This window comes from Roseovarius sp., assembly GCF_040219995.1.
Classification (GTDB): domain Bacteria; phylum Pseudomonadota; class Alphaproteobacteria; order Rhodobacterales; family Rhodobacteraceae; genus Roseovarius.
Genome location: NZ_JAVJUC010000011.1, coordinates 15,875 through 40,448, shown reverse-complemented (window position 1 = coordinate 40,448; position 24,574 = coordinate 15,875). Strand labels below are relative to the sequence as shown.

Sequence of the window (24,574 nt, the reverse complement as noted above, 5' to 3'; positions counted from 1 at the left end):
AAGAATGGTGCCGCTGAAGGGCATTGAATTCCTGTATCATGTGATTTCAATCTGTATCGGACCTAATAAAATTCTAAGAAAAATAGCATGTAAATGATTTCATTCTGTTTCAAACTGCATCAGGGTATACTATGTATAGGGGTGGACTGAGAGGGGGACAGAGATTTGCCCGCGCAACACAAGTTAACTGCTGCCCAGGTCAGGAACGCGAAGCCTGGCAAGTATTCCGATGGTGCCGGTCTGTGGCTACACAAGCGAAAGGATGGAGGGGCTCAGTGGGTGCTGCGGGTTACGGTTCATGGCAGGCGCAGAGAGATGGGCCTAGGTGCCCTAAGCGAGGTCAGCTTAAAGGAAGCGCGTGATACTGCCGCCCAATGGCGGGAAGTCGCCCGGCAGGGCAAGGACCCCATCAAGGAGCGTGAGCGTTTTAGGCGTGAGGCCGCGCGCGAGGATCACACACTTGCCAGCGTTGCGGTTGAAGCATTCGAAGCCCGCAAGGCCGAACTCAAAGGTGATGGCAAGGCAGGTCGCTGGTTCACGCCACTCGAATTGCACGTGCTGCCCAAAATTGGGAAAGTGCCTGTTGAGGATATCGACCAGCGGGATATCAAGAACGCGCTCGCCCCAATTTGGCATTCCAAAGCCGATACAGCGCGAAAGGCAATGAATCGCCTGAACATCACCCTGAAACATGCCGCCGCCATGGGGCTGGACGTTGATGTGCAAGCGACCGAAAAGGCCAAGGCGCTTTTGGGCAGGTCACGCCACGAGGCAAAGAATATCCCCGCTGTGCCGTGGCAGGAGGTGCCTGCATTTTATGAGAGCCTTTCAGAAGGAACGGTTGCGCATCTGGCATTGCGCCTGTTAATTCTCACAGGTGTTCGCTCGAAGCCGATCCGGTTTTGCCGCCTAGATGAAATCGATGGCGATGTATGGACCGTGCCAGCGGAAAACATGAAATCCCTAAAGGGCCATGAAGAAGATTTCCGCGTACCGCTCTCGCAAGAGGCCCTTGCGGTTATCGAGCAGGCACAGCCATTCGCTCGGGATGGTTACCTGTTCGCCAATGTCCGAAAGGGTGTGATCTCAGATGCAACCATGAGCGCATTGATGAAACGCCGGGGTCTTGATGCCCGCCCACACGGCTTCCGGTCCAGTTTCCGCACATGGTGCGCGGAAGCGGCAGGGGTGCCTGACAACGTAGCCGAGGCAGCACTGGCGCATGTGTTCGGCACAAAGGTTTCGCGCGCCTATAACCGCACTGACCTGCTGGAGAAACGCCGCCCACTCATGGCGCGATGGGCGGATCACGTCACGGGAAAAAGTACCGGTGAAGTAGTCGATTTGGAAAATTCGGCATTTCTAAACCAGCCTTTAACCAAGATTCCGTAAGTTCGAGTCATTAGAAAGAAGGAAGTCTTTTAATGACCGACAGAATACTACGATGCAGAGAAGTTCAGCAGGCAATCGGCCTAAACCGATCCACGATTTACCGCATGGTCGAGCGCGGGGATTTCTCGACGCCCCAGAAACTAGGCCTGCGCGCCATTGGTTGGCGGGAGAGTGCAGTCAGCGAATGGATGGAGGCTATCGTTCACGAACTTCACTGAAACCCGAAACCGCGCGGGTGCTGCGCGGTGCGAATGCCCTTCCTCCACAAACGCGACGACCCTCTCACGAAGTGCCATAGGATGTGGCTTACCCATCTCAAACCCCCATATCTGCCATGCAGATAGGGAATCACAAATCAAGCCTCATGGGAATCTGAATCAGAAAGCTCGCAACCCGCTCTAGCGTAAGGAGGGGCGTCGCTCACACATGACTGCTTTTTCACTCATTTCGTTGAACTGGCAGGTTTTATTTTTCTTGAATCCAAATTCAAGAAAAATTAAGCTCACTCCTACCGGCGCTTGTCGCCGCTTGGTGCACGAGGAACTGGTGCGGTTGGGGAGTTGCTGCCTAAGTTCCGACTGCCATAAAAGGGAGGAATTTTCTTTGACCGCGTACATCAAAGAAGTGCGATCCACGATGGGATTCGGAATTATATACGTCCTGCTAGGACATACTGGCCTATGGGCTGTCCTGCTGGGAACAAACAATAGTATCAGGGTGTTAGGGCTACCTGTTCACTATTTTATTGCAATCACTCTGGGCTCGATCGGCGTGCTGATCTGGTCGATAATCTGGTGCAGATACGCTAACCGGCTGGAGGACGAGATCGAGGCAGAGAACGTGGCAACACGTCAGGGCAACACTGACGTTCCGATCTCTACCGACGTTCGCTCGTCGATCGGTGCCGACAAAGTCACGGAGGCGGCCAAATGACTCCCGCTGACTGGCAACTTCAAAACATCTGGCTTGGACTGAGCATCACTTTCGCGGTTTTTGGCCTGTACTACACCGTTGCGCTGATCAATAACAGAAAGACCACGAACGCGACCGACCTGTATCTGGCAGGTCGCTCTGTCGGGCCTCTGGTCAACTCGCTTGCGGCGTCTTCGACATGGATGAGCGTGGCCACGTTTCTCGGGGTTGTCGCTCTGATCCAGCAACTGCACCTTCCATTTGTTTACATGTGGGTGCAGCTGATATTGAGCGTTCCGCTTCTGGTCCTGCTCTATGGTGCGTCGCTCTACCGGATGGAGGCTTTCACCTCGGTTCACTTTGTTCAGCTCCGCTACGGGCGGAACACCGCATTTCTCGCCGCTGGGTGGATGCTGTTGATCATGCTCATGTACATGATCGGTCAGTTCATCGGTATCGCAAAGGTCTTCGAGGTCTTGCTGGGCCTGCCGTATACGCCGTCGCTGATCCTGTCTGCATTGGTGATTACAGGTTACATCACGATTGGCGGGATGAAGGGCGCGACATACAATGATGCCATCCAGATGGTCATCATGATGATTGCCCTAATCGTTCCGTTGGCAGCCATACTCAAAGCAATGGATGTCTCGGGCTATTGGTTTCCTCCTCTGGGATATGGCGGGCTGACAGACACCCTGCTTGAGCGGATTCCAACCTTTTTCGACCTGAAGTTCGAGGCGCGGTTCTACTTGGCTCTTTTTGTGGCGCTCACCATAGGCACGCTTGGTCTTCCACAATTGGCGCAGCGGGTTCTGACCTCAGAAAGCATAAAGGCCGCGCGTATTGTTGTACCATGGTTCTGTCTCTGGGTCGGTTTGATGTTCTTGGGGACCTACGCAATGGGCTTTGCCGGCGTGTATCACTTCGCGCTTATTGGCGAGGAACTGACGCGAGAGGCGGCTGACAAGACCACACTGCTTCTCAATCTTGCCTACAACCCTGAATGGGTTTCGGCATTCGTGATTGCCGGGGTGCTGGCGGCGGGGGTTTCTACCATCGCCGGACTGATGATCGGCGTCGCAACTGTTGTCGGTCACGACATCGTCGGCGTTCTGCGTCCGCAACTGACAGAAAACAAGCAGCTTCGCTATGGCTACGTCGCTCTGGCGGGGACTGGCGTCGTCTCGCTGTTAGTGTCGCTCAATCCCCCGGCCTTCCTGATCACATCGATTTTCTGGGCTTTCGGTCTGTGTGCCACAGCGATTACACCGATGGTGGTTCTAGGGGTCTGGTCAACGCGGATCAACGTTTGGGGCGCGTTCACCGGCAGTCTTGTATCCGGCGCGCTCTACATCGCGTTGTCACCGTACATGTTTGCCGGATTCTCGGTCGGCACGGGTATCGTAGCCGCTTTGGGTTTCGCGACGTCGCTCATCTCGGTCCCGGTCGGGTTCATCCTGACGATCGTGGTCTCTTTGGCGGCTGAAAAACTGACGGCGGAGGCTGCGGCGCATGAGCGCGGTCGCGCACAGGAGCTGGTCGAGACCATGCATGGCTGGGCCCATGTCACGCGCACGCGGTATGACAGCAGTCAGTGGTTGCTGATCCTCGCCGCGCTGTGGATGCCCATCCTTATGTGGGGGCTCGTGCCATGGTGAGTGCAACGATGAGCATCGGTGGACGCTGGCCCACGCTGCTGGGCATGCCGATTGCGGGGCTCCTCTGGAGCCTCGCCACCCTGCTTGGGAACCACGAGCAAGTCGCGGCATTGGGGGTCAGCCAAACGGAGGCGCTTGTTTTCGTATCCCTGGGCGGCACGGCTCAGACCGCCGCCATCTGGGTCGGGTTCTCGATCATCGTCTGGGCGATGATACGGGCCTTCGGCGCACGCGCATCGATGGCACGGGTATCGGCACTGGTGTCCGCCGAGGCGCTGCCCTTTTGGTTCGGCGCTCCTGCCCTTGCCTACAGCCTGAATTGTGGTCTGCCCGGCGCAAAGATAGCGACGCTTGCCGCGACCGTAAGCCTTGCCTTGTTCCTGTATGGGCTGACGCGCGGCCTAGTAACCGAGATGTCGTGGACGGTCATCCGAGCCTCGGGCGCCGTGGCCGCTAGCTTCATATTCATCGCCAGCTTTGCGTATCTCGCTGTCTAGCCCCGAACCGGACTGAACCCAACGACACTAAGGAGAACCAGACATGACAATCGACGCATTCGTTTTCGACGCCTATGGAACGCTCTACGATGTGCAATCCGTCTCGCAAATCACTAAGGAGGAATTTCCGGAACATGGTGATCTGATCACGCAAGTTTGGCGCTTGAAGCAGCTCGAATACACTTGGCTTCGCTCGCTGATGAGCCGCTATCGATCGTTCTGGGAGATTACCGAGGAGTCGTTGATCTATACACTGGACGCTGTCGGTGTGGAAAGCACCAAGGCCGTGCGCGACCGTATCATGGACAAGTATCTGCACCTCAATCCGTATCACGACAGCATCTCGGCGCTCGACGCACTCGCCGGTGTACCGCGTGCCATCCTGTCTAACGGCAACCAGGAGATTCTGGACGCCCTCGTGAGGAACACTGGTTTGGAAGGCAAACTGGAGTCAGTCATCAGCATCGACAAGGGGGGCGTGTTCAAACCGCATGGCGATGCCTACGCGCTCGTGGAGAAAACCCTGGACGTCAAGCCGCAAAACACAGTCTTTGTATCGTCCAATGCATTCGATGCATGCGCCGCGAAGAACTATGGCTTTCAAGTTGCCTGGATCGAACGCGTCACTCGCGAAGCCTTGGCCACAGAGATAGCTGCGGCAGATACTGTAGGCCCGTCGACGATGTTCAAACTGCTGCGGATGCAAATGGAGAACTTCGGCATGGAACCCGATCACCGCTTGAAATCGCTCGATGACCTTGCATCGCTTGGGAGGGCCCGTGATCATGAGCGGTCGCCGAATGGCAATGCTCCGGTAGCATGAGCGGCAAAGAGCACGCCGCAGATTCCGTCCCAAGCATCTGGCGCGTGGCTTTCAGCAAACCTGTGGCCAAGAGGGCAATACGGGTGGCGATGATCGTCGGGGTTATCCTGGCGGTCATCAATCACGGCGACAGTCTGTGGCAGCGCGATATCGATGCGTCATCGGCAATGAAAATCATGCTGACTTTCTGCGTACCCTACTTGGTTTCCAGCTACTCATCAGTGATTGCAGTTCGCGAGTCTGCGGCCGTTGAAGCAACCGGAACTGAAAAAGCACAAGAGGGATCGTGAAGCTTACCGGGTCGGGATCAGAGGCCGTAGCAGGTGCACGCATCGGGGACGGTTTCATTCGACCCTGTAATGTGGCGGTAGAATGATTTAAGTACTACCGCACGATGACTATGGGTACTTTTCATGGGACGACATAGAGAATTCGACGAAGCCGAAGCCTTGGCCCGCGCCATGGATGTGTTCTGGCGGAGGGGCTATGCTGCGGCGCCGATCCAAGAAATCTGCGATGCGATGAACCTCAAGCCGGGGAGCGTCTACGCTGCCTTCGGCAGTAAACACGGCCTTTTTCTGGCGGTAGTGCAGAGTTACCTTGAGAAGATGAACCGCCCCGGTCTCGACCTCATGCTTTCGAGCCGCAGCGGTCTTGACGGCATACGCGCGTACCTTGATTTCATTGCCGATGGAATCCTTAACGGCAATCGTCGCTGGGGCTGTCTGGGGACAAACGCTTTCATGGAACTCCAGGAAACAGATCAGGAGGTCGCGAGCTTGATGACGGAACACCTGGACCGCCTGAGAGAGGCATTTCGCGATGCACTAGAGCGCGATGGCCTAGAAGACGCCGAGGCGCGCGCCCAATACTTGCTTTGCATTTCACAGGGTCTCAACGTAATTGCGAAGACGGCTCCGGGGCCCGACGAACTGAGGGCAATCATCGACTCCGCCATGTCGGCCTTCGATCATCAAGACATCGCCGCAGAGTAATCGTCCAGGATAGTCGACAGGTAGAACCAGCCCCAGCCCAGGACTTTCAGATAGGTAAAGTCAGTTTGCCAAAGCTCGTTGGGATGCGAGGTTTTGTCCCGGAACTCATTGGACGCCTTCATCACGATATGCGCAGGTGCCGTGACCAGGTCTTCCGCCTTCACCACGGCATTGGCACCGGACCTTTTCGGGGATGGCGCCGACGCGCCTGGACTCGCCCGGTGGCATCTCAGGCGATCCAAATGAATGCCAGTCCCGCCAATCCGATACTCAACCCCACCGGATACCGCTCGCGTTCATTGAGGGCTCGCCAGTTGGTCGGTTTCTCGACCACGCTCCGCAATAGACCAAGGCCAAGAATACCGAGCAACAGCATCCCGCACAGCAAGGCGGAGAATAAAAGCAGCCCGTTCAGGGTTATATTCAGGACGAGGGCAGCCAACACCTTGACGTCCCCCCCGCCCACAAGACCCGCCCGGTTCGCAGCGATGCCAAGCCCGTAGATGCAAGCGCCCACACCAAACCGGGGCAGCGCCCAGTTCAGTGATGCGGCGTTCAACAGGCTGGCTAGAAAGACCAGGACGAAGAGAATGGCCAACGTGTCGGGAAGACGCATGAACCGCAGATCGTAAAGTATCACCGCGACCAGCAGCGGCGCCAGAAGCCAGTGCGCCGAGATTGCGAAATCAAAAATAGGCATATGCGTTCGCCCTTCTCCAAGCACCTGTTTTCACCGATCTTTGTCGCGGTCACCTGGCTTCAACAGCTAGGCTTCGAGGCGAATGATTCGTCGAATAGTGTGCGGTTTGTGTAGTAGATGTGGCATCTTCTGGCGGCGCCTCAAAGCCTCCACATTTGCGCCTGATCCTGCCCAACTTCGCTCATAAACGCATCCGACCTTGGTATGATAGACCTATTTCAAAAGGACGGATCAACCGGCGTCGACCATGGAAGGATATCGCAAAGCCGTCAGCAACGGTCACTCTCGCCGTGTTCACTTCACTCACCCGGGTCACTGCGACCTGACAAACGAAAGAGAGACACGACCATGACCTTTGCACGCAAAACACTCCGCTTTGTCGCCCGCACCGTTTCCATGGACGACGAAGGTGCCACCGCGATTGAGTACGGCCTCTTTGCCGCGCTTGTCGGCGCCGTCATCGTCGGCACGGTCGCCACGCTCGGCGGTCAGACCAACGAAGGCTTCAGCCAGATGAGCACAGCATTGTCCGACGCGGGGATCGAGGACACCTCCGAGTGAGTGCGAGCATGGAGTGGAGGGGCCGTCCTGACCCCTCTGAGCCCTCTGACCGACACCTGCGGAGACCAGCCATGCCTTTCGACGATCAAAACAAGCAAACGGTCGCCTTCGAGGCCTACATGTGCACCGATGAAGGGGCCGCCGTGGCAAAGTCCGTCTTGTCCGAGACAGGCAAATCCATGCAGTCCCTGCATGGCGGCGGGCTGAGCGGTGCGGCACGACTTTTGTCCGAGACCGAGCCGGGCACCATCGTGCTGGCCGAGCTGGGCCTGCTCTCGATCTCGATGGCCTGTGAATGTGTCGAGGAATTGCGCCGTGCCAATATCAGCGTGATCGTCTTGGGCACCTACAATGATCTCGCAACCTATCGCGCCCTGCGCCACGCGGGCGCGCTGGATTACTATCCATTCCCCGTTTCCGCACAGGACATCCTGTCAGCCAGCCTCACTCCCGCGCCGCCGCCGTCTCCTGCGGTGGTGGTGCCCGGGGTAAAGCACGGGCTGTCCATTGGTGTGATCGGCTGCAAGGGCGGCGTCGGTGCCAGCTTGCTGGCACAGAATCTTGCCGCCTATGCCTCCGCGCCGAAAGGGGCGCGGAGGCGCACCGCGCTTCTGGATGCCGATCTGGAATTCGGCAGTCAGGCCATCGACCTCGACCGCGACGAAACGCGCGGCATCTTCGATGCGCTCAGCGCACCGAGCCGCGTCGACAGAACGTTTCTCAGCGCGACCATGGAGCACCTGAGCGATACCCTGTCATTCTATTCAGGACAGGTTCGCGCGGAACAGAACGCCCACACGTACGAGCCGGGTATAAAGACGCTCGTGCCACGCCTTCGCGAAGAGTTTGAAACCGTCATCGCGGATCTGCCGCGTGGCACGGTCATGCGTCAACCGGATCTGATCGGCGCCTTTGACAAGCTGATCCTGGTGCTGCCCGCAGGCTTTGCCGGCGTCAACGCGGCAAGCCGCCTTATGGCGCAGCTGCGCAACGATCACCCCGACTTCCCCGTACTGACGGTTCTGTCGGACATCCGACAGGATGCAGGCCTGCCGGTCAAGGATATCGAGACGACCCTGAACATCACCCTGACGGCCACTTTGCCAAGCTGCGCGGCGGCCTTGGCCAAGGCGCACAAGGCCGCGAAACCACTGGTCGCGCTTCAGCCGCGTTCCCCGTGGGCAAAGGCCGTGCGTGGGATCTGGGATCAGGCGCAACAGGCGCCAGCCGACGCGCCGAAGCAGCGCAAGAAGCGGAAAGGCCTCTTCGGATGAAAGACCACGTGATCGATTTCTCCGAACGCCGCACCTTGGCGCAGGTCCTCGACATCGCCCGCCGGATCGATGCCGATGGACTGTCACCCGAAGAGCGTGCCAACACCGCCCTGACCTTCGTTGTCGAAGCTGCCGACTCGCCGATCCCGCTGGTCCGGCAACGCAGCCTGCTGACACAGGCCACCGCCGTCTTGGCGGCGGATGAACCCGTACCCTCGCATACGGACCAAGACGCGCCGGCGGATTCTTTCGCACCCGTGACGCAACCACACGAGGGGCCTGTCACGACCGGCCCGGACAGTGCCACGCCGATGCGGCAGGTGTCACGCGACCCCGCGCCACAGCCCGCACCGGAGCAACCCGCGGCACCCGCTGTCGCGCCGGGCTCGGACATGATGAGCATGGCCACCGACATGATCCAGTCCTTGTCCGAGGTCCTTGATTTCACCGAGATGGCACATCTGCCACGCGGCGAACAGGAAACTCGAATTCACGACGCGATCCACAGCCTGTCCGAGGAACGCAAGATGCACCTCAACGGCCGCGAAGTGGCCGATCTCGTGCAGGTGGTGCTCGCGGATATGCTTGGGCTCGGCCCGCTTGAGAGCCTTCTTGCCGACGATGAGGTCAGCGATATCATGGTGAACGGGGCCACGCAGGTCTACGCCGAACGTGGTGGCAAGCTTGAACTGACGCCGGTCAGGTTCCGCAACAACGCCCATGTGCTTTCGGTGGCTAGCCGGATGGTTGCCGCCGTTGGCCGCCGGATCGACGAGGCCCAGCCCATGGTCGACGCCCGGCTAAAGGATGGCAGCCGCGTCAACGTCACAGTTCCGCCCCTGGCGATCGACGGTCCAACCATCACGATCCGCAAATTTCCAGCCGCACCGATCAAGCTGGAATCCCTCGTACAGGGCGGAAGCCTGTCCGAACAAATGGCCGGGTTTCTCGGGCTGGCGGCCTACCTGCGGCTCAACGTGTTGATCTCGGGCGGAACGGGCTCTGGCAAGACCACCCTTATGAATGCCCTGTCGCAATTCTTTCCAGCGGGCGAAAGACTGGTCACCATCGAGGATGCGGCCGAGTTGCGTTTCCAGCAACCGCACGTCGTGCGCTTCGAGACGCGCCCGCCAAACGTCGAGGGCACCGGCGAAGTGACCATGCGCACGCTGGTGCGCAATGCGCTGCGGATGCGGCCCGACCGCATCATCATCGGCGAAATCCGTGGCGACGAGGTTCTCGATCTCTTGCAGGCAATGAACACCGGTCACGACGGATCAATGAGCACGCTGCACGCAAACTCCCCCCGCGAGGCGCTAACCCGGATCGAGAGCATGGCCGCCCTTGCCGGGTTCGACATGGCGTCGAGCGTGGTGCGCCGCCAATTGGCCGACGCGGTGCATCTGGTTATCCAGGTGTCGCGGATGCGGGATGGGACACGCCGCATCACCTCGATCTCGGAAATCGCGGGATTGGAGGGGGACGTGGTCACCCTGCAAGATCTCTTTACCTTTGAAACAGACGGCGAAAGCACACGCACCGAGGTGCGGGGCACCTACCGGTATTCCGGTTATCGGCCGAAATTCGCGCGTCGGGCCGCCAACTACGGTGTCACCGCCGAGCTCGACGCGGTTCTGAAAGGCTAGGCTGTGACCGTCTTCTATCTTCTCCTGGCGTCCAGCCTGTCGATCTTCGCGGGGCTTGCGCTCTGGGTGCTGGTCCATGCGGACCGCGCCAAGCGCAGGCACCATGCCCGGCTGCAACGCGGGATCACGGCGCCAAGGGTGGCACCGCTCAGCGCGCCGCGTCGCCTGCTCATTAGGGACAGGTCCCGCGACAGCCTGCATGCAAGGATCGACGCGCTGATTTCGCAAACCGGACTGCACCTGACCTCCATGGAACTTTGCGTGCAGGTTACGGTGCTCGCCTTGGCGATCTATGGCCTGTCGGTGCTCTTTCTCGGCATCCATCCCGTGTCGGCGATGCTCGTCGCCGTCGTCATCCCGGGCGTGATCGCCGCGATGGGCCTGCGCATCGCGCGCAAGCGCTACCAGGCGGCCTTCAGCGAGAGCCTGCCCGAAGCCCTGGACGTGTTTGCCCGAGGGCTCAGGGCTGGACGCCCGATCTCGGACTCGCTCAGGATCGTCGTCGAGACGACCAGCGGCCCGGTCAAGGCAGAGTTTGCACGCTGCCACGGTGAAATCTGCATGGGAACATCACTGCCCGACAGCCTTGCGGCCTTGTACGGTCGCCTGCGCACCCCCGAGATCGGGTTCTTTGCAGTCGCAACAGCCCTTCAGGCCGAAACCGGCGGCAACCTGATTGAAACGCTGGAGAACCTTGCCGGGCAACTGCGCGAACGGCGCAAGCTGCGCAAGAAGGCGCGCGCCCTGTCCTCCGAAGCGCGGGTCAGCGCATTGATCCTCGCGTCGCTCCCCTTTGCCATCGCGATCGCGCTTTTCGTGCTGAACGGCGCCTACCTGGCACCGCTCTATACCGATCCGCGCGGGCAGGTCATGGCGGCGGTTGCCCTGACCAGCGTCAGCATGGGCGTCTACATCATGGTTCGAATGGGAAAACTGGATGTCTGAGCAGATGATGCCCCCCCTCGCCTGGCTGGCATTTGTCGGCCTTGTCGCCGCGTTTCTGGCGCTCGCGGCACTCGTGGAGTCTGAACGCAGGCGCGCGGGCATCGCCCTGCGTCTGCGCCGCGCCAATGGCGATGCGGGCGTCGCGCGCGCTGCCTCGGCCGATGCGCGCCCGTCTGGCCTGTGCCGACACGTTGGCGCAAGGCTGCGCAGGATCATCCTGCGCATGGGCGAGCGCCTGTCGGTCATCCTGGGCGGCGAGGCCCGCGATACCGCCGCCGATCTGCGCTCGGCCGGATACAAGGGTCGTGACGCGCTGCTGGTCTTTGCATTTCTGAAAACCGTCCTGCCACTCGGGGCGTTCCTGTGCGGAAGCGTTTGGGTCCTGGTGACCTACCCCGTCGGCCTGCCGATGCTCATGCCTGCGGCCAGTGTGATTGCCGTCGCCCTCGGCCTGTCGATGGGTGTGGACGTGGTCGTCGACAGCCGCCGGAAAACACGGCTCGCCCGTATTCGGCGCACCTTCCCGGATTTGCTTGAGCTTCTGGTGATCTCGTCAGAGGCGGGCCAGGGGCCACAACAGGCCCTGCATCGCGTGGCCCGGGAGATGCACCATACCTGCGAAGAGCTTTCCGGCGAGATGCAGCAAATGGTCTCGGAAATCGCCATGACCAATGATCGGAACGCGTCCTATGCAAAGCTCAACGCGCGTGTGCCCTTGCCCGAAATGGCGATCTTCACGCAGGCGCTCGAGCAGTCCGACAAATATGGCACCCCGTTCGCCCGCGCGATGCGCAACCTCGTTGCCGAACAGCGCACCAATCGCCTGCTCTGGATCGAAGAAAAGGCTGCACGGCTTCCGGTGATCATGACGATCCCCTTGATCTTCTGCATCATGCCAGCGGTTTTCGTGGTTCTGGTCGGCCCCGCCGCCTTAAGCATATTCGACAACATCCTTTCGGGGGGCTAAGCCAGTGCTCAACCGCGTCATCGACAGGGCAGAACGCTTTCGGCACGACGCCTCGGGCGCCGTGGCAATCGAATTCATGCTGATCGCGCCGATCCTCTTCGCACTGCTCTTCGGCATCATCACGCTTGGTTTCTTCATGGGCATCAGCCATTCGGTCAACCAGCTTGCAGCGGGGGCCGCGCGTGCGTCGGTCGCGGGCCTTGATCAGACCGAGCGGCGCAGCATCGCGAACGCCTATCTTGCGGACGCCGAGAACCGCTATCCGCTCTTGGCGAACGAGGCCATCAGCACCTCACTCGATCTCACAGCAGGCACCAACAGCGCCATCACGGTCGTCGTCAGCTATGACGCCAAAGGCACTCTGCTGGATGTGGCCAACGGGTTCCTGGGGTTGGGGATCAACACCATCAAGGGAAACGCCTATGTTGCCTATTGAATTCTGCAAACGGTTCCAGCGCGACGAAGACGGGGTTGTCGCGGTTATCGTGTCCTTGATGATGACGGTCCTGATCGGTTTCGTCGCTTTGGGGGTGGATGTGGCGTCTCTCTACCGGGACCGGGCAAAGCTCCAGTCGGTCAGTGACCTGAGCGCGATGAGCGCCGCGGCAGACACCGACGCGGCGCAAACCCGCGCAATGGCCACGATCACGCGGAACGGGCGCGCCGAGGAAACGCTCAAGACACTGCAATTAGGGCGCTACCTTCGGAATCCTGCCATCCCGCGCGCGAAGCGCTTTCAGCCGCTGGACGCTGAGGCCCCGGGTATCAACGCAGCGCACGTGACACTGCGCGACAGCTCTCCCCTGCATTTCGCGCAGGTCTTCAGCGGTGCAACCAGGGTCGCTCTCGAACGCTCCGCGCTGTCATCGCGCACCGGTGCCGCCAGCTTTTCGCTGGACAGCCACCTGGCCAAGCTTGATGCCGCCTCCTTGAATGCCCTTTTGACCTCGGAATTCGGGGCCGGCGCTCAACTCTCCGTGGCCGACGTCACGGCCCTCGCCGATACGCAGATCAACCTCGGCGCGCTTACCGAAACGCTGAACAGGGTGCAGGATTCCGGTTCGGCCAATCCGGCCGAGATCCTGAACGCGACACCCAGCATAGATACCCTGCTCAACGCCGTGAGCGCGGAACTCCCGCCCTCGCTGGCCACAAGCCTTGACAGGCTCGCAAGTGCCTCGTCCGGGCAAACTATCCCTGTCTCCGCCGTCGTCGGCGGGATCGACACCGATCTCGGCCTGACCGTAACCGAGTTCCTGGACCAGATGACCCTCTCGGCGCTCGACCTCGTCAAGGCGGCTGTCGGGGCCGATGGCCTTGATCCCGCCGTGACGCTTGACCTTGGTACGAACGTCGAGGGCATCCTGTCGACCGAGGTCAATCTTTCCGCGGGAGAGCCGCCCGCACGATCCGGCTGGGTCGCTCTCGGCGAAGAGGGCGTGCAACTGAACCGGGCGGAGGCCCGTCTGTCACTCGATATCTCCGCCGATCCCGGCCTGCTGACCGGCCTGGGCCTGAACGTTCTCGCCACAAGGCTGGACGTGCCCATCCACGTCGAACTCGCCGGCGCCACGGCCACCCTCGAGGAAATCAGCTGCGGCGGATCGGCGCCATCCGATGTTGCGGCGGCTTTCTCGGTGTCGCCAACACCGTTGCACTCGCAGAACGGAACGTCGGTCGCGGCACTGTACCTGGGCAAACTGCCCGCCTCGACCCCGATCGATCCCGCGACACTCGACTTCGCGGACCTGCTCACCGTGCGGATCGAGATACCGCTTCTGGTGACCAACCTCGTCCTGGCCGACCTCGTCATCCAGGGCAAGGCTCACACAACGGTCGGCACATCGGCCGTCGACGAGATCGTCTTCACCCGCAGTGACGTATCGACGGGCGATACCACCCGCAGTTTTGGATCCCAAGAGGCGGTGACCTCCGCGGTATCCGCACTCCTGTCCGGGGACAACACCGTGTTGCGCATCAAGCCCGGCCAAGAGGGGTTGATCTCGGGCGTGGCCGCACCGGTGGTCAATAGCTTGCTCAGCGTATTGCCGGCAGAGCTGTTCGCGTCTTTGGCAGCGCCGGTGGACGGCGTCATAGACAGCGTACTTGCGGCGGTCGGCCTCAAACTCGGGGCAGGTGAACTGACGCTGACTGGCCATCATTGCGAGAGATTGCGGCTAGTCCAGTAACCTCTGCGGTTACGCGGCGTTTTCCGTGCGCCGACTGGCCAGCGGCAACGCCTTCTGCGTGTCCAGTTTCGCCTCGGCCTTGTCCGACACTTTCGCCATCGAACACACCTCGTCGGTGACAAAGGCGATCAGCTGATAGCGCGTTTCCAGCCCGGATTTCTGGTAGATCCGCCCAAGCTGCGATTTGACGGTCGTGACAGCGCTTCCGCGCATCTCGGCGATCTCGGCATTCGAAAACCCCTTGGCCACGAAGATTGCCACATCCGCTTCGGATTGCGACAATCCCCAATCCGGCGCATAGCGCAAGACAACCGTTTCCTTGGCGATCGGTTCGCTCGCGCCCGGGGTCAGCTTTTCCTTACGCTGCCGCGAGATGTAGCCGCGCAATTGCACGTAGCTCAAGTAGGCCACGATCGCGGTCAGGGCGAAAAACAGGGCGAACAGTCCTGACAGAATGGCCCAGCCCGGATTGGAACTCGTAAGAACCAGATTGTAGACGATGAAAGTTTTCAAAGCCGCAATCGCGGTGACAATGCCAAAACCGGTAAGCCAACTCAGGGTCATTCTTCCCAACTCCATGTGTATTTTAAGTCAACTTTTATTGTTTCCTGCGATTCAGGCACTTCTGGGGCACAAAAGGTGAGTTTTTGTTGCACGTTATGAATAAGAACGATCCCGGTGCGTATTGGAACAGCGTGACCGGCGATTTTTACAAACAGAGTCCAAAATACAACGTCGGCGGTTTCGACAATCGTAAGCGTTGCTTCAGGTTTCGAAGTTCCAGGGTGGCAGCTGGTCGATGTCCTTTTGTTTATGGCCATTTTCGATAGCTGTCAGGATGCCGGTCAGGTAGCTGTGCGGCTCGATCTGGTTCAGTTTGCACGTTTCGATAAGCGACGCGAGCATGGCCCAATTCTGAGCTCTGGCGTTGTGACCAGCGAAGAGTGCGTTCTTGCGCTGCAGGGCGATGGTGCGAATGGTGCGTTCCACGGCGTTGCTGTCCATCTCGATGCGACCATCGCCGAGGAACAGAATCAGCCCGTCCCAGTATTCTGCGATGCATTTGTGGGGGATTGCCAACTTGTTTGCGGTGGAGAGCCTGGATAGGTGGTCTGCCCCACTGAGTGGTCCGTTTTAAATGTTAGTGCATGGTCGGTCTTTGGTCTATCGGAACGATGCTTTTGGGCGCTGGTGGGCGGTATCCCAGAGCGCTGTGCGGTCTGACTGTGTTGTAGTGGCGGCGCCACTTCTCGATCAGAATCTGGGCCTCGCGTAGCGAGTAGAAGACCTCACCGTTCAGAAGCTCATCCCGGAACCTGGCATTGAAGCTTTCGCAGTAGCCGTTCTCCCACGGTGATCCTGGCGCAATAAAGGCCGTCTTGGCGCCCACCGCGCCGATCCAGGCGCGTACCTTTTTGGCGATAAATTCCGCGCCATTGTCGAATCTTATGTATTCCGGCGGACCGCGCAGGATGAACACGTCGGTCAAGGCGTCGACCACATCGACGGAATTGAGTTTGCGTTTGACGCGGATCACCAGGGCCTCCTTCGTGAACTCATCGATGATATTGAGCGTGCGATATACCCATCCGTCGTGGGTCCGATCCTGGACGAAGTCGTAGGACCAGACATGGTTCGGGCGCTCAGGTCGGAGCCGGATGCATGAGCCATCGTTCAGCCAGAGCCGGCCCTTCTTTGGTTGTTTTTGCGGGACTTTGCGCGTAAGGAAACAGCGCACACCGCCGAGAGCCACTGAGCACAGCGTTTGTGGCTGAGCACCTATCCCGTCCACTTTCCAGCCGGGCGCCTCGCGCCCGGCCCCAAAACAAAAGCTACCCCGCTGGAGGGGTATTCTCATTGTGTCATACGTTCTCACCAAGTGCCATCGGAATAAATTTTCCTTTAATGTCGTTAGGTTAAGGTGTCACGGCGTCCCGGAATGAACCGGGCAGCGTCACGCCAGAACGTATATAACAAAGAGGATATTAGCATGGCAAAATCGAACGCATTCACGGTTGCAAAACTCAAGTCTCTCCCGGCCGGAAAACACTGCGATGGGCAGGGTCTGTGGTTTCATAAGCGCGCTGACGGAGGCGCACAATGGGTCTTTCGCTTTCAGCTCTGGGGTCGGCAAAGAGAAATGGGTCTTGGGTCTTTCAAGAATGTCTCCCTGGCCGAGGCTCGCAGGAAAGCGGATTGGGCCCGGCAACAGGTGCAGTCTGATATCGATCCGGTCAAACAGCGCCGTCTGATGCGGCAGCAATCGAATGGACATGACGGCGGTCTCGAACAACTCGCGTGGGACGCCTTTGACAAGCACAAGGGGAACCTGAAGCATTCCGGCGGAAATGGGCGCTGGATCAGCCCGCTACGCCTGCATGTCCTCCCCAGGTTGGGAAAGATGCCGATTGTAAAGATCGACCAGGATGACATTGCACATGCGCTGGTGCCGATCTGGCACGAGAAGCCGGTCACCGCGAAGAAAGCCATCTCGCGCCTGCGGACGGTATTCAAATATGCGCGGGCAAAGGGATTTCTCGTGAACCGTGCGGTGATCGAGGAAGCGGTCATCATTCTCGGAGAGAACAGGAAACTCGCCAAGCCAAGTCTCGCACTTCCCTGGTCGGACGTGCCTGCATTCTACGCGAGCCTGTCGGATGATGATCCGGCGCAGCTCGCCTTGAGACTGCTGATCCTGACCGGGGTTCGTGCGGACTCGGTAAATAACATGCAACGGGATCAGATCAGGGGACCGGTTTGGGAAATCCCACCGCTCCATGTAAAGGGTCGCGTCGATAGCGCTCATGGGTTCGATGTCCCCTTGAGCCGGGAAGCCCTGCACGTGATCGAACTCGCGAAAGCGCATCAACGCAACGGGTACCTGTTTCCCAATGCCAAGGGTGGTCCTTTGAACAAGATGGCGATGCGCAATTATCTTGTGGAGAACGATATTCCGGCGCGCCCTCATGGCTTCAGAACCTCGCTGCGGACATGGCTCTCGGACCAGAGCGAGTGCCCGTTCGAGATCGCGGAGGCCTGCATTGGCCATGTCAGAAAAGGCGATGCCGCCATCGATGCCTATAATCGTACAACCTACATCATGAAACGGGCCCCCTACATGAATGCCTGGGCGGCTTTTGTAACCGGAATTTCTGAACAAAACGTAAACATGGCTTTAACCGGAAGCGTGGTAAGACCGTCGTGTCAAAACAATAAGAGGACATAAATGCACGACAAAATTCTAAGACAAAAAGAAGTTCAGACTATTACCGGGCTGAGCCGCTCGACCATTTACAGACATATCGAAGCGGGCACATTTCCGGCCCCGGTCAAACTGACCGAACGTCTCATCGGATGGCATTACAGCACCATATCTGATTGGCTGGCCAGTCGCCCCGAAGCCTGATCGCCTGACAGGCCAACCTCACAATACCCCGCCCGCCGCAGGACGCGCCGGGCGGGGTGTTCAGTGTCGTATGAACTGGCTGGTCTTCGGAATGCTCTTAGCCGTTCCGGCGTGTAGCGCGCAGATCAATTGCATCGCCCGCTGTCGCAGAGCTTTGGTCGCTGTCGGGACGGCTCTGTACGATTACCTCGATATCCTGCCCGGACATGTCTCTGACACGCAACAACTGTTTGGCCAAACGCAGCAGAAGCGATTTATGGGCTCGGATAAGCTTCAGCGCTCCGGCTTCTGCCTTCCGCATATGCTCCTCAGCTTGTTCCCGAACGTCCGCTGGGGCACGCCACGTATCCCCTGCCGACAGTCCGTCCCAGAGCAAGCCGCTGTCGCCGAACCCCCAGTGCCGCTCTATGGACAGGGCGAGCGTCGTCGCCTGTGCCAGGTCACTTTGCGCGCCCATGCCCGCGCCCGAGCTCGGACTGCCGTATACAGCGATTTCAGCGGCACGGCCTGCCAGCAAGACCTGCAAGCGCTCTTGCGCCGTATTAGGGGTCAGCATCCCGACCGGCCTGTGCTCGACCTGCCCACCCTGTGACGTGAGACAAACTCGATTTGGCAGCGGCCAGCCCAGTTCCATCATGACCAGAACGTGCCCTGCCTCATGGATTGCAGCCCGGCGTAGTGTCTCTTTGTCCAGCTCCGGTGCAATCTGGTCCGCGGCACTGTCGAGATGTTCTTGATGAACCGGGCTCCGATCCGCCCGCGCCCGACCTGACGCATCCCGCACAATGGCTTCGGCCACGGCCCCGGACTGACCCAATAGCCGGTCTGCGAGAGAGCCGAGGTCCAACTGCTTGGAAGTGGTCGTGCCCAGCTTCGCCGCCAGAATGGCTTCAAGCCCGCGTTTGTCCGGATAGGGCACATGCAGCTTCAGATCGAACCTGCCGCTGCGAATGACGGCCGTGTCGACCGTCTCCAGGTCGTTGGTCGCGCCCAGCAGGATCAGACCGTCGACGTCATTGGCGCGGTTGATCTGTTCGAGGAGCCCGTTCACGACCCCTCGCATGTAGGACGAGTGTTGATGTTCCGAGTCTCGTTGCGAGAAGCCATCCAACTCGTCGATGAACAGTACCGCAGGCGCGGCCTCTTTTACATCGGCAAAAGCCCTGTTCAGCGCCGCCAGCATGTCGCCCTGATGGCCGTGCTTCTGACAATCAGCATAGGAAGTAGCAATGATCGGGATACCAGCAGAGCCTGCGAAGGCCCTGGCAAGGGTGGTTTTGCCGGTCCCGGGCGGGCCGTGGAAGACCGCGCTCGAGATCACCTCCGACCATGCAAGCTCGCCATTCCGCCAAGCATTCAGATCGTTCAGCATCCGGTCCAGAGACTTGCGGACCGCGCCCAGGCCCTGCACCGCACCGAGCGTCAGGTCAGGCGCCGGCGGTGTCAGTCTCGTCGCGATCTCCGCGAGCCGGTCCACCACGCTCAACGTCGTCGGAGCCCCGAAAGCCGCATCGATCTGGCCTGTACTGAACGTTTTCAACACGTCCCGGTCAGGCAACCGGTTGCGGATCTCTGCCTCCGCTAGTTCTCCGGTTGCGCTGTGGGTCAGGCGCAGGGTTTCGATCACGATATCCGGGGTGAGACCCGGCCACGCGAATGTTCGCGTGACGACCGCTGTCAAAGCGTCAGAAAGTGGCATTTCTCCGGTCGTAATCAACAAGACCGACGCATTCTGGGCCAGGCTGCGTTCTACGCGGGTATCCAGCATGCTCCGTTTCCGTCGCCGGTTTCTGCGCGCAATCGGGTCATCATCATCGTCGACAATGGAATGCGGTGCCGCAACGTCCTGAAATGATAGGCGACGTTTCCAATGCACCATTACGTTGGGCAGGATCTGTTCGAGACCCCACATGACCGGCCCTGCCGGGCAAATGAAATGCGTCACGCGGCCGGGCTCAAAGAGAGCCTGCAGATCGGTTTCGCTCTCAACGAGCCGGGCGGTGGCCAGCGCTGTCACGATCAATGAGGCAGGTGGATCCCCCTCACACCGCACGCGCCCTTGGGCGCCTTGTGCCTGTGCCCAGGGATCGCAGCCATCCTGGATCGCGACCGCGATCTCCGCCTGTGTCATGGATTTGGCCATGGGCGTTTGCGGTGCCTGCCAGGATCGCCTTTGGGCTGGCCGGGTCATATCGTCCGGCAAATTGACGAGGACGTCATCGTCATCCGGCTCGTCAGGGGCATGGCGCGTCTCGACGAACCCGTTCCAGGCCGCCTTAAAAAGGGGGATTATATACATGACAAAGCAGGCCGAAAATGGTAGATAGAACAAGACAGGCCGGTGATCCAACTGAGGTTACTGATGAGATGGTTGAGGCGGGCGCTAACGCTATGTGGTTCATCGGGTGTGACGGCCCTAATCCGCCGGATCGGAATACTGCGGTCGTAGAAATTTTTTGTGCGATGATGCAAGCCAAACGTAATGTTGCGGCCTAGAAGTGATCGCCATGGCGAACTGCTCGGATAAGCGTTCTACCGCCTCTACGTGGCGCAAAATCTCACTGACGCTTATGTCTGAGACATCAAAACGCTCGGGGTTTCTTGAGTTTCCAACTAGCAGTTGAAAGTCTTTTGCGTGCCCAGAATGAATCTCGCCGTGAACAAGGTTGTTCCTGAATTTTGCCAATCTCCTGGCTTTTGTGATTAGGCTGATAAAGCCATCTCTTTCATCACAATAGGGAACCACATACTTTGCAACGGATTCGATAATATCTAGCCGTGCTTTCAAGGAGTGCATGGAGTAGTAAACAGCGTGCGAGGCGTCTTGGTTTCCTTCAAATAGAATCACTAACGATTGACGCAGCATGCTTTCGAGCCACGACCACGCTTCGATTACTTGCCCAAGGCGCTTTAATAGGTCAGGATCATCATCGGAAGGCTTGCCAACGGATGTTCTGGAGATGACAATGTCAACGAGAGAGAATGGTGGCCAAGATCGTGTGTTTGCAGGCACGGTTAAAAACCTTTTGAACATGAAGCCGAAGCCCCATAAGGCCAAGGCGAATGATGAAGGGGAGAAGGGGCGAAAAGAACCCGCCCCTTCAGAGGTTAGTCACTCAGAAAGTGACTAGCAGTTGCGGGGCTTTCGACGGGTGTGGCCGCTAACCTTAACCGTCTTTCGTCCCGTTGGCTTAGTCTTGCATCCGCAAGACTTTGTTGCCTTGGTTGCCATTGGTTCATCACCTCCTTTCTTGCCGGATTTGGTGTGATAGCCATTGGCGACCCCAATATACTGAGTGTTGCCCCAACGAGTCGAATCCTATTTGTTCTTGTCGTGTTCTCTTAGGATTCTGGCAAGGAAGCGTTGAAACCCTTTTCGGGACCAGCGCTGGTTAGGCACTCGTCCGTGCGTTAGTCCGCCGATAGGTGAGGCGCTTGCCTTCTGCCCCTTTAAGGATCGCAGCGGCGCGGGCCGTGTCGTCGATTTCTTTGCTGGCGCGGTTGTTATAGCGGAACTCAAATTCCGCCGCATAGCGGTGCAGGTGTTGACGGCCACAATGCTGATAGACGCCCTTCATGCCGCGCTTGAAAATGGAGAAGTAACCTTCAATCGTGTTCGTGTGAACGTCGCCGCGCCCATACTCGCCAGCGCCGTGACGCACGAAATCATGCGAGGCAAAATCGCGCTTGAGGTTCACATACTGCCCCGCTTCGTCGGTATAGATCACGGCTTCTTTGTCGATGTTCTCTTGCAGGATCGGCAAAAGCGTCGATTGCTTAAGATCGTCCACGACGATTGAGCGGGCCATGCCGGTCGTGCGGTCAACAAGGGACAGGATTTTGTATTTGTGTGCGTAGCCGCGCCCCTTCTTGGAACCACGCGGCTTCTTGGATTTGTCGTGACCGATAAAGGTTTCGTCCACCTCGACGGTGCCGCCGCCGCCACCAAACGACACGGGGTCGTCGTTGCGCATAGCCTCACGAATGCGATGGAACATGAACCATGCGGTTTTGTAGGTTACGCCAATGGTGCGGTGCAGTTGATGGGCAGACATGCCCTTCTTGGAGGAAGCCATAAGGAACGTGGCAAGGAGCCACTTGTTAAGCGGAACCTTGGAGCGCTCAAACACAGTGCCAACGGTGACAGAGAATTGCTTGCGGCAGTCGCCGCACTGGTAAAGGCCGGGGCGATGCTTCGTGCCTTCCATTTTCTTGCACTTCTCGGTGCCGCCACAATGAGGGCAAAACACACCATCGGCCCAGCGGGAAGCCTCCAGATACTCTCTGGCGGCGTCTTTGTCGGTGAAAATTGGGTCAGTCAGGTTCATGGTATCAACTCCTTGAACCTTATGTATAATCGGGCGGTTGCTTTTTCAAGTATATAATCGCCTTAAAAAGGCACTGTGCGGTAGAGCGCGCAAGCTCCAGTGCGAAGCCGGTCTGGGGTGCTGTGTTGCGTAGAGCCTTATTGGTCATGGGCAGCCCCCTCATCTGACAACGCTGCAGGTGTGGCCTCGGACATGTTTGTATCCGACAGCCCCAGATCATCGATGGCGCGCTCAAGGCTGGCGCAGGGGTCTGCCCGCAATGCAGTCAGTTCGGACACCGCAACACGATGTGATTGATGCCGCTCGGCGGTGAACTTCACGGCGTTCTCCGACAAGGCCACGAGAGCCACGAGATCGAAGTCGCTCGTTGCATAGGATTGCACGCCGGTTGGTGAGCGGTGATACCCTTTAACCAGGTTGAAGTGAAAGTAGCCGCCCCGCGACCGACAGCAGGTCTTGATCTGTAGTCGCAGGCCGCCATTCGGATGATACACAATTCGGTCAGCGGGCAGCATCTCCGGCAATTGCGAGGTGTAGATGCCGAAGCGCAGCAGAATGCTGTCGACAAGATGTTCTCCCGCGAGGCCAAACCACTTGGCATTATGCGTCAGCGTATCGCGTGACAGATCCGGAAAACGTCTGATGTCAGTGACGGAGGGCGGCGGGCGTGAAGAGAACAGCTCTTCGAAACCGCTCAAAAGCAGTTGTTTGGACATATGTCATTCCTTTTGAATGTGATGGATGCCCGTCGACGCAACAGCGCCGACCGGGTAAATTGAGTGTTCGGGAATTTCGGAAACTCAGGCGGCCAGCGGCAATGCGGGCTCTGACATTTGATCGTCATCGCAGGCCAGGACATGCTCGATCATCTGGCCGATGGAGGTCACGGTTTCCCGGCCGAGGTCCAGCACCGGGCGTGCGAGAGCCATCGGCGCCTGCGCCATGCAGTGCCTCGCCCGCGCCTGTACCCACTGCAACTCGGGCAGATTGGTCGCCGCGAGCGCGCGCCGAACCAGCCCTGCCAGGCGGTGAAGAAGCAAGTCATTTGCCGAGAGTGGTGACATGGCTGTCACGGTGTCGGCCTGCAGCGCGACCAGTTTCCATGCGGCATCGGCATCAGATACAGACCGTCCAAAGGCAGTGTCCCATGCTGTCTCCGTGGCCCATTCCTCTTCTTCGAGGGCCATGAACATCCGGGTCACGAGTTCGCAGTAATGATCAAACAAATCCGTCTGCGCCTTGTCAGCGCCTTTCGAAGCCAAAGTGTTGGTGGTAGTAATATTTTTATTCATGAGGATCTCCCTTGCAGATCTTTGTGATTAGAGCGGGGCAGGAGTTGCTGCTCTTGCCTCGCTTGCAATACTGTGGCATCATGACATCATAAAGTCAATAGCCGATTCTGGGATCATTGAAATGACACAATTCGGACGTCCAAAAACTGACACCAAAGCTGTGACATTACGTCTATCGAACGATATGCTAGAGGTCATTGATAGTGAGAGGCGGAACCAAAAAGATATTCCAACCCGTCCGGAAATGATCCGCCGCATTCTTGCAGAATGGTTAGAGCATAAATCTAAAGCAGAGGACTCAGGTCTCTCATAATTTTCTGGCGATCAGAGAGCGAATGCCGCGTGTAATCGTGGGTCGCCATTGGGACATCAATTAGAGGTCTTCTTGCTGATACGCACTGTGTGAAATCAGATAGGCAATGACTTCTCCTGAATGCGGAAACTCGCTCCCATACTCGGCTACAAAATTGTCAGGGTTGGTGCTGGCTCAGATTTGGGAGTTTCAAGAAGCGAACAAATTCAATTTGAGATTTCTAGCTGCTCTCCCCATTACTCCTACAATCTGTAACTCTGCGTGTTGAAAAACATAACAGAAATGTTGAACCAATCTGCCAACACACACCGTTACAGGCTTCAACAAATCCGTTATACAATTCAACACATACCGTTACAGACTTCGGTAAATTTAGTATTTCTTGGCGTGGTTGGGTGCCCTCGACGATATCGGCATAGCGGACATCACCATCGAGCTTCTTTCCGACGAAGACGCCAAAGGCGCAGAAGCCGCCGAATTGAGGCAGGTAGCTTGTCGGGCTCGCTTCGAACGCCTGCTTTGCCGCCGCAGAGGCGAAGTAGTAGTCTATGCCGTCATGGCTCGAGGTGAGTGAGGCGTCGCCGGTCAACGGCCCTTGGTCGCCAAACATCGACACCGGGTCGACCCCGTGAGGGTGCGCTAATCAGGTTTCTCTTGCCCATTCCTGCGATACGAT

25 protein-coding genes and 4 pseudogenes are annotated in these 24,574 nt (G+C 58.5%); 18 read left to right on the top strand and 11 right to left on the bottom strand.

The window, feature by feature from the left end:
• Positions 1-165: 165 nt before the first annotated feature.
• The 8 genes from RID11_RS02480 to RID11_RS02445 all read left to right on the top strand — a co-directional run bounded on the left by RID11_RS02480 (position 166) and on the right by RID11_RS02445 (position 6,277).
• Complete coding sequence (locus tag RID11_RS02480; RefSeq protein WP_350135708.1) at positions 166-1,392, top strand: tyrosine-type recombinase/integrase; 1,227 nt, start codon at positions 166-168, stop codon at positions 1,390-1,392.
• A gap of 32 nt (positions 1,393-1,424) precedes the next feature.
• Entirely contained in the window at positions 1,425-1,610 is a 186-nt protein-coding gene (locus RID11_RS02475) for a helix-turn-helix transcriptional regulator (RefSeq protein ID WP_350135706.1), read from the top strand.
• A gap of 208 nt (positions 1,611-1,818) precedes the next feature.
• Entirely contained in the window at positions 1,819-2,325 is a 507-nt protein-coding gene (locus RID11_RS02470) for a hypothetical protein (protein WP_350135704.1), read from the top strand.
• On the top strand, positions 2,322-3,962 hold the full coding sequence (locus tag RID11_RS02465; RefSeq protein ID WP_350135702.1) for a sodium:solute symporter family transporter: 1,641 nt from the start codon (positions 2,322-2,324) through the stop codon (positions 3,960-3,962). The genes RID11_RS02470 and RID11_RS02465 overlap by 4 nt, the downstream gene beginning before the upstream one ends.
• Before the next feature lie 8 nt (positions 3,963-3,970).
• A complete protein-coding gene (locus tag RID11_RS02460; protein WP_350135700.1) occupies positions 3,971-4,459 on the top strand; it encodes a hypothetical protein in 489 nt (162 codons plus the stop codon).
• A 43-nt stretch (positions 4,460-4,502) separates the two neighbouring features.
• Positions 4,503-5,282: a haloacid dehalogenase type II gene (locus RID11_RS02455; protein ID WP_350135698.1), complete on the top strand. Its 780-nt coding sequence runs from the start codon at positions 4,503-4,505 to the stop codon at positions 5,280-5,282.
• Entirely contained in the window at positions 5,279-5,572 is a 294-nt protein-coding gene (gene nrtS / locus RID11_RS02450) for a nitrate/nitrite transporter NrtS (protein ID WP_350135696.1), read from the top strand. Before RID11_RS02455 ends, nrtS begins: the two co-directional genes overlap by 4 nt.
• Positions 5,573-5,695: 123 nt before the next feature.
• On the top strand, positions 5,696-6,277 hold the full coding sequence (locus tag RID11_RS02445) for a TetR/AcrR family transcriptional regulator (RefSeq protein WP_350135694.1): 582 nt from the start codon (positions 5,696-5,698) through the stop codon (positions 6,275-6,277).
• On the opposite strand, the pseudogene RID11_RS02440 reads toward RID11_RS02445, so the two are convergent.
• A pseudogene (locus tag RID11_RS02440) lies at positions 6,271-6,444 on the bottom strand (DDE-type integrase/transposase/recombinase); the annotation flags it as partial. The gene RID11_RS02445 and the pseudogene RID11_RS02440 sit on opposite strands and share 7 nt — an antisense overlap.
• A 62-nt stretch (positions 6,445-6,506) precedes the next feature.
• On the bottom strand, positions 6,507-6,977 hold the full coding sequence (locus RID11_RS02435) for a prepilin peptidase (protein WP_350135692.1): 471 nt from the start codon (positions 6,975-6,977) through the stop codon (positions 6,507-6,509).
• A 348-nt stretch (positions 6,978-7,325) separates the two neighbouring features.
• On the opposite strand from RID11_RS02435, the gene RID11_RS02430 reads away from it, so the two are divergent.
• From RID11_RS02430 to RID11_RS02400, 7 genes are all read left to right on the top strand, one after another.
• Entirely contained in the window at positions 7,326-7,538 is a 213-nt protein-coding gene (locus tag RID11_RS02430) for a Flp family type IVb pilin (protein WP_350135690.1), read from the top strand.
• A 71-nt stretch (positions 7,539-7,609) separates the two neighbouring features.
• On the top strand, positions 7,610-8,812 hold the full coding sequence (locus RID11_RS02425; RefSeq protein ID WP_350135688.1) for a CpaE/TadZ family protein: 1,203 nt from the start codon (positions 7,610-7,612) through the stop codon (positions 8,810-8,812).
• Positions 8,809-10,458, top strand: a complete 1,650-nt coding sequence (locus RID11_RS02420; protein WP_350135686.1) for a TadA family conjugal transfer-associated ATPase — start codon at positions 8,809-8,811, stop codon at positions 10,456-10,458. The genes RID11_RS02425 and RID11_RS02420 overlap by 4 nt, the downstream gene beginning before the upstream one ends.
• Before the next feature lie 3 nt (positions 10,459-10,461).
• Positions 10,462-11,403 carry a type II secretion system F family protein gene (locus RID11_RS02415; RefSeq protein ID WP_350135684.1) on the top strand — a complete coding sequence of 314 codons (942 nt, stop codon included), beginning with the start codon at positions 10,462-10,464 and terminating at the stop codon, positions 11,401-11,403.
• Entirely contained in the window at positions 11,396-12,370 is a 975-nt protein-coding gene (locus RID11_RS02410) for a type II secretion system F family protein (protein ID WP_350135682.1), read from the top strand. Before RID11_RS02415 ends, RID11_RS02410 begins: the two co-directional genes overlap by 8 nt.
• 4 nt (positions 12,371-12,374) lie before the next feature.
• Positions 12,375-12,806: a TadE/TadG family type IV pilus assembly protein gene (locus RID11_RS02405; RefSeq protein WP_350135680.1), complete on the top strand. Its 432-nt coding sequence runs from the start codon at positions 12,375-12,377 to the stop codon at positions 12,804-12,806.
• Positions 12,793-14,559: a pilus assembly protein TadG-related protein gene (locus tag RID11_RS02400; RefSeq protein ID WP_350135678.1), complete on the top strand. Its 1,767-nt coding sequence runs from the start codon at positions 12,793-12,795 to the stop codon at positions 14,557-14,559. The genes RID11_RS02405 and RID11_RS02400 overlap by 14 nt, the downstream gene beginning before the upstream one ends.
• Positions 14,560-14,568: 9 nt before the next feature.
• Here RID11_RS02400 and RID11_RS02395 read toward each other — a convergent pair whose 3' ends face one another.
• The 3 genes and pseudogenes from RID11_RS02395 to RID11_RS02385 form a co-directional block, all read right to left on the bottom strand.
• Complete coding sequence (locus RID11_RS02395) at positions 14,569-15,123, bottom strand: helix-turn-helix transcriptional regulator (RefSeq protein ID WP_350135676.1); 555 nt, start codon at positions 15,121-15,123, stop codon at positions 14,569-14,571.
• A gap of 201 nt (positions 15,124-15,324) precedes the next feature.
• A pseudogene (locus RID11_RS02390) lies at positions 15,325-15,663 on the bottom strand (transposase domain-containing protein); the annotation flags it as partial.
• A 37-nt stretch (positions 15,664-15,700) separates the two neighbouring features.
• Positions 15,701-16,276: pseudogene (locus RID11_RS02385) on the bottom strand (integrase core domain-containing protein); the annotation flags it as partial.
• 273 nt (positions 16,277-16,549) lie between these two features.
• On the opposite strand from RID11_RS02385, the gene RID11_RS02380 reads away from it, so the two are divergent.
• Positions 16,550-17,785: a tyrosine-type recombinase/integrase gene (locus RID11_RS02380; protein WP_350135674.1), complete on the top strand. Its 1,236-nt coding sequence runs from the start codon at positions 16,550-16,552 to the stop codon at positions 17,783-17,785.
• A complete protein-coding gene (locus tag RID11_RS02375) occupies positions 17,786-17,965 on the top strand; it encodes a helix-turn-helix transcriptional regulator (protein ID WP_350135672.1) in 180 nt (59 codons plus the stop codon).
• A 97-nt stretch (positions 17,966-18,062) separates the two neighbouring features.
• Here RID11_RS02375 and RID11_RS02370 read toward each other — a convergent pair whose 3' ends face one another.
• The 5 genes from RID11_RS02370 to RID11_RS02350 all read right to left on the bottom strand — a co-directional run bounded on the left by RID11_RS02370 (position 18,063) and on the right by RID11_RS02350 (position 23,585).
• Positions 18,063-20,264: an AAA family ATPase gene (locus RID11_RS02370; RefSeq protein WP_350135670.1), complete on the bottom strand. Its 2,202-nt coding sequence runs from the start codon at positions 20,262-20,264 to the stop codon at positions 18,063-18,065.
• A gap of 117 nt (positions 20,265-20,381) precedes the next feature.
• Positions 20,382-20,999, bottom strand: coding sequence for a hypothetical protein (locus RID11_RS02365; protein WP_350135668.1), 618 nt, complete (start codon positions 20,997-20,999; stop codon positions 20,382-20,384).
• Positions 21,000-21,357: 358 nt separating this feature from the next.
• A complete protein-coding gene (locus RID11_RS02360) occupies positions 21,358-22,293 on the bottom strand; it encodes an IS1595 family transposase (protein ID WP_350135666.1) in 936 nt (311 codons plus the stop codon).
• 137 nt (positions 22,294-22,430) lie between these two features.
• Positions 22,431-23,009 (bottom strand): hypothetical protein, encoded by a 579-nt coding sequence (locus tag RID11_RS02355; protein WP_350135664.1) that lies wholly within the window; start codon positions 23,007-23,009, stop codon positions 22,431-22,433.
• An 84-nt stretch (positions 23,010-23,093) separates the two neighbouring features.
• Positions 23,094-23,585 (bottom strand): hypothetical protein, encoded by a 492-nt coding sequence (locus tag RID11_RS02350; RefSeq protein WP_350135662.1) that lies wholly within the window; start codon positions 23,583-23,585, stop codon positions 23,094-23,096.
• A gap of 121 nt (positions 23,586-23,706) precedes the next feature.
• On the opposite strand from RID11_RS02350, the gene RID11_RS02345 reads away from it, so the two are divergent.
• Positions 23,707-23,898, top strand: coding sequence for a ribbon-helix-helix protein, CopG family (locus tag RID11_RS02345; protein ID WP_350135660.1), 192 nt, complete (start codon positions 23,707-23,709; stop codon positions 23,896-23,898).
• 220 nt (positions 23,899-24,118) lie between these two features.
• Here the strand turns inward: RID11_RS02345 and RID11_RS02340 are convergent.
• Positions 24,119-24,517 (bottom strand): annotated as a pseudogene (locus RID11_RS02340) (YHS domain-containing (seleno)protein); the annotation flags it as partial.
• Positions 24,518-24,574 lie beyond the last annotated feature (57 nt).

Bases quoted from the DNA above. Each gene is read 5' to 3' on its own strand.
- RID11_RS02345 (WP_350135660.1), top strand. From the start codon at position 23,707: ATGACACAATTCGGACGTCCAAAAACTGACACCAAAGCTGTGACATTA.
- RID11_RS02370 (WP_350135670.1), bottom strand. From the start codon at position 20,264: ATGTATATAATCCCCCTTTTTAAGGCGGCCTGGAACGGGTTCGTCGAG.
- RID11_RS02455 (WP_350135698.1), top strand. From the start codon at position 4,503: ATGACAATCGACGCATTCGTTTTCGACGCCTATGGAACGCTCTACGAT.
- RID11_RS02355 (WP_350135664.1), bottom strand. From the start codon at position 23,009: ATGTCCAAACAACTGCTTTTGAGCGGTTTCGAAGAGCTGTTCTCTTCA.
- RID11_RS02400 (WP_350135678.1), top strand. From the start codon at position 12,793: ATGTTGCCTATTGAATTCTGCAAACGGTTCCAGCGCGACGAAGACGGG.
- RID11_RS02360 (WP_350135666.1), bottom strand. From the start codon at position 22,293: ATGAACCTGACTGACCCAATTTTCACCGACAAAGACGCCGCCAGAGAG.
- RID11_RS02420 (WP_350135686.1), top strand. From the start codon at position 8,809: ATGAAAGACCACGTGATCGATTTCTCCGAACGCCGCACCTTGGCGCAG.
- RID11_RS02435 (WP_350135692.1), bottom strand. From the start codon at position 6,977: ATGCCTATTTTTGATTTCGCAATCTCGGCGCACTGGCTTCTGGCGCCG.
- RID11_RS02395 (WP_350135676.1), bottom strand. From the start codon at position 15,123: ATGACCCTGAGTTGGCTTACCGGTTTTGGCATTGTCACCGCGATTGCG.
- RID11_RS02350 (WP_350135662.1), bottom strand. From the start codon at position 23,585: ATGAATAAAAATATTACTACCACCAACACTTTGGCTTCGAAAGGCGCT.
- RID11_RS02475 (WP_350135706.1), top strand. From the start codon at position 1,425: ATGACCGACAGAATACTACGATGCAGAGAAGTTCAGCAGGCAATCGGC.
- RID11_RS02410 (WP_350135682.1), top strand. From the start codon at position 11,396: ATGTCTGAGCAGATGATGCCCCCCCTCGCCTGGCTGGCATTTGTCGGC.
- RID11_RS02425 (WP_350135688.1), top strand. From the start codon at position 7,610: ATGCCTTTCGACGATCAAAACAAGCAAACGGTCGCCTTCGAGGCCTAC.
- nrtS (WP_350135696.1), top strand. From the start codon at position 5,279: ATGAGCGGCAAAGAGCACGCCGCAGATTCCGTCCCAAGCATCTGGCGC.
- RID11_RS02465 (WP_350135702.1), top strand. From the start codon at position 2,322: ATGACTCCCGCTGACTGGCAACTTCAAAACATCTGGCTTGGACTGAGC.
- RID11_RS02445 (WP_350135694.1), top strand. From the start codon at position 5,696: ATGGGACGACATAGAGAATTCGACGAAGCCGAAGCCTTGGCCCGCGCC.
- RID11_RS02470 (WP_350135704.1), top strand. From the start codon at position 1,819: ATGACTGCTTTTTCACTCATTTCGTTGAACTGGCAGGTTTTATTTTTC.
- RID11_RS02460 (WP_350135700.1), top strand. From the start codon at position 3,971: ATGAGCATCGGTGGACGCTGGCCCACGCTGCTGGGCATGCCGATTGCG.
- RID11_RS02365 (WP_350135668.1), bottom strand. From the start codon at position 20,999: ATGTTCAAAAGGTTTTTAACCGTGCCTGCAAACACACGATCTTGGCCA.
- RID11_RS02380 (WP_350135674.1), top strand. From the start codon at position 16,550: ATGGCAAAATCGAACGCATTCACGGTTGCAAAACTCAAGTCTCTCCCG.
- RID11_RS02375 (WP_350135672.1), top strand. From the start codon at position 17,786: ATGCACGACAAAATTCTAAGACAAAAAGAAGTTCAGACTATTACCGGG.
- RID11_RS02430 (WP_350135690.1), top strand. From the start codon at position 7,326: ATGACCTTTGCACGCAAAACACTCCGCTTTGTCGCCCGCACCGTTTCC.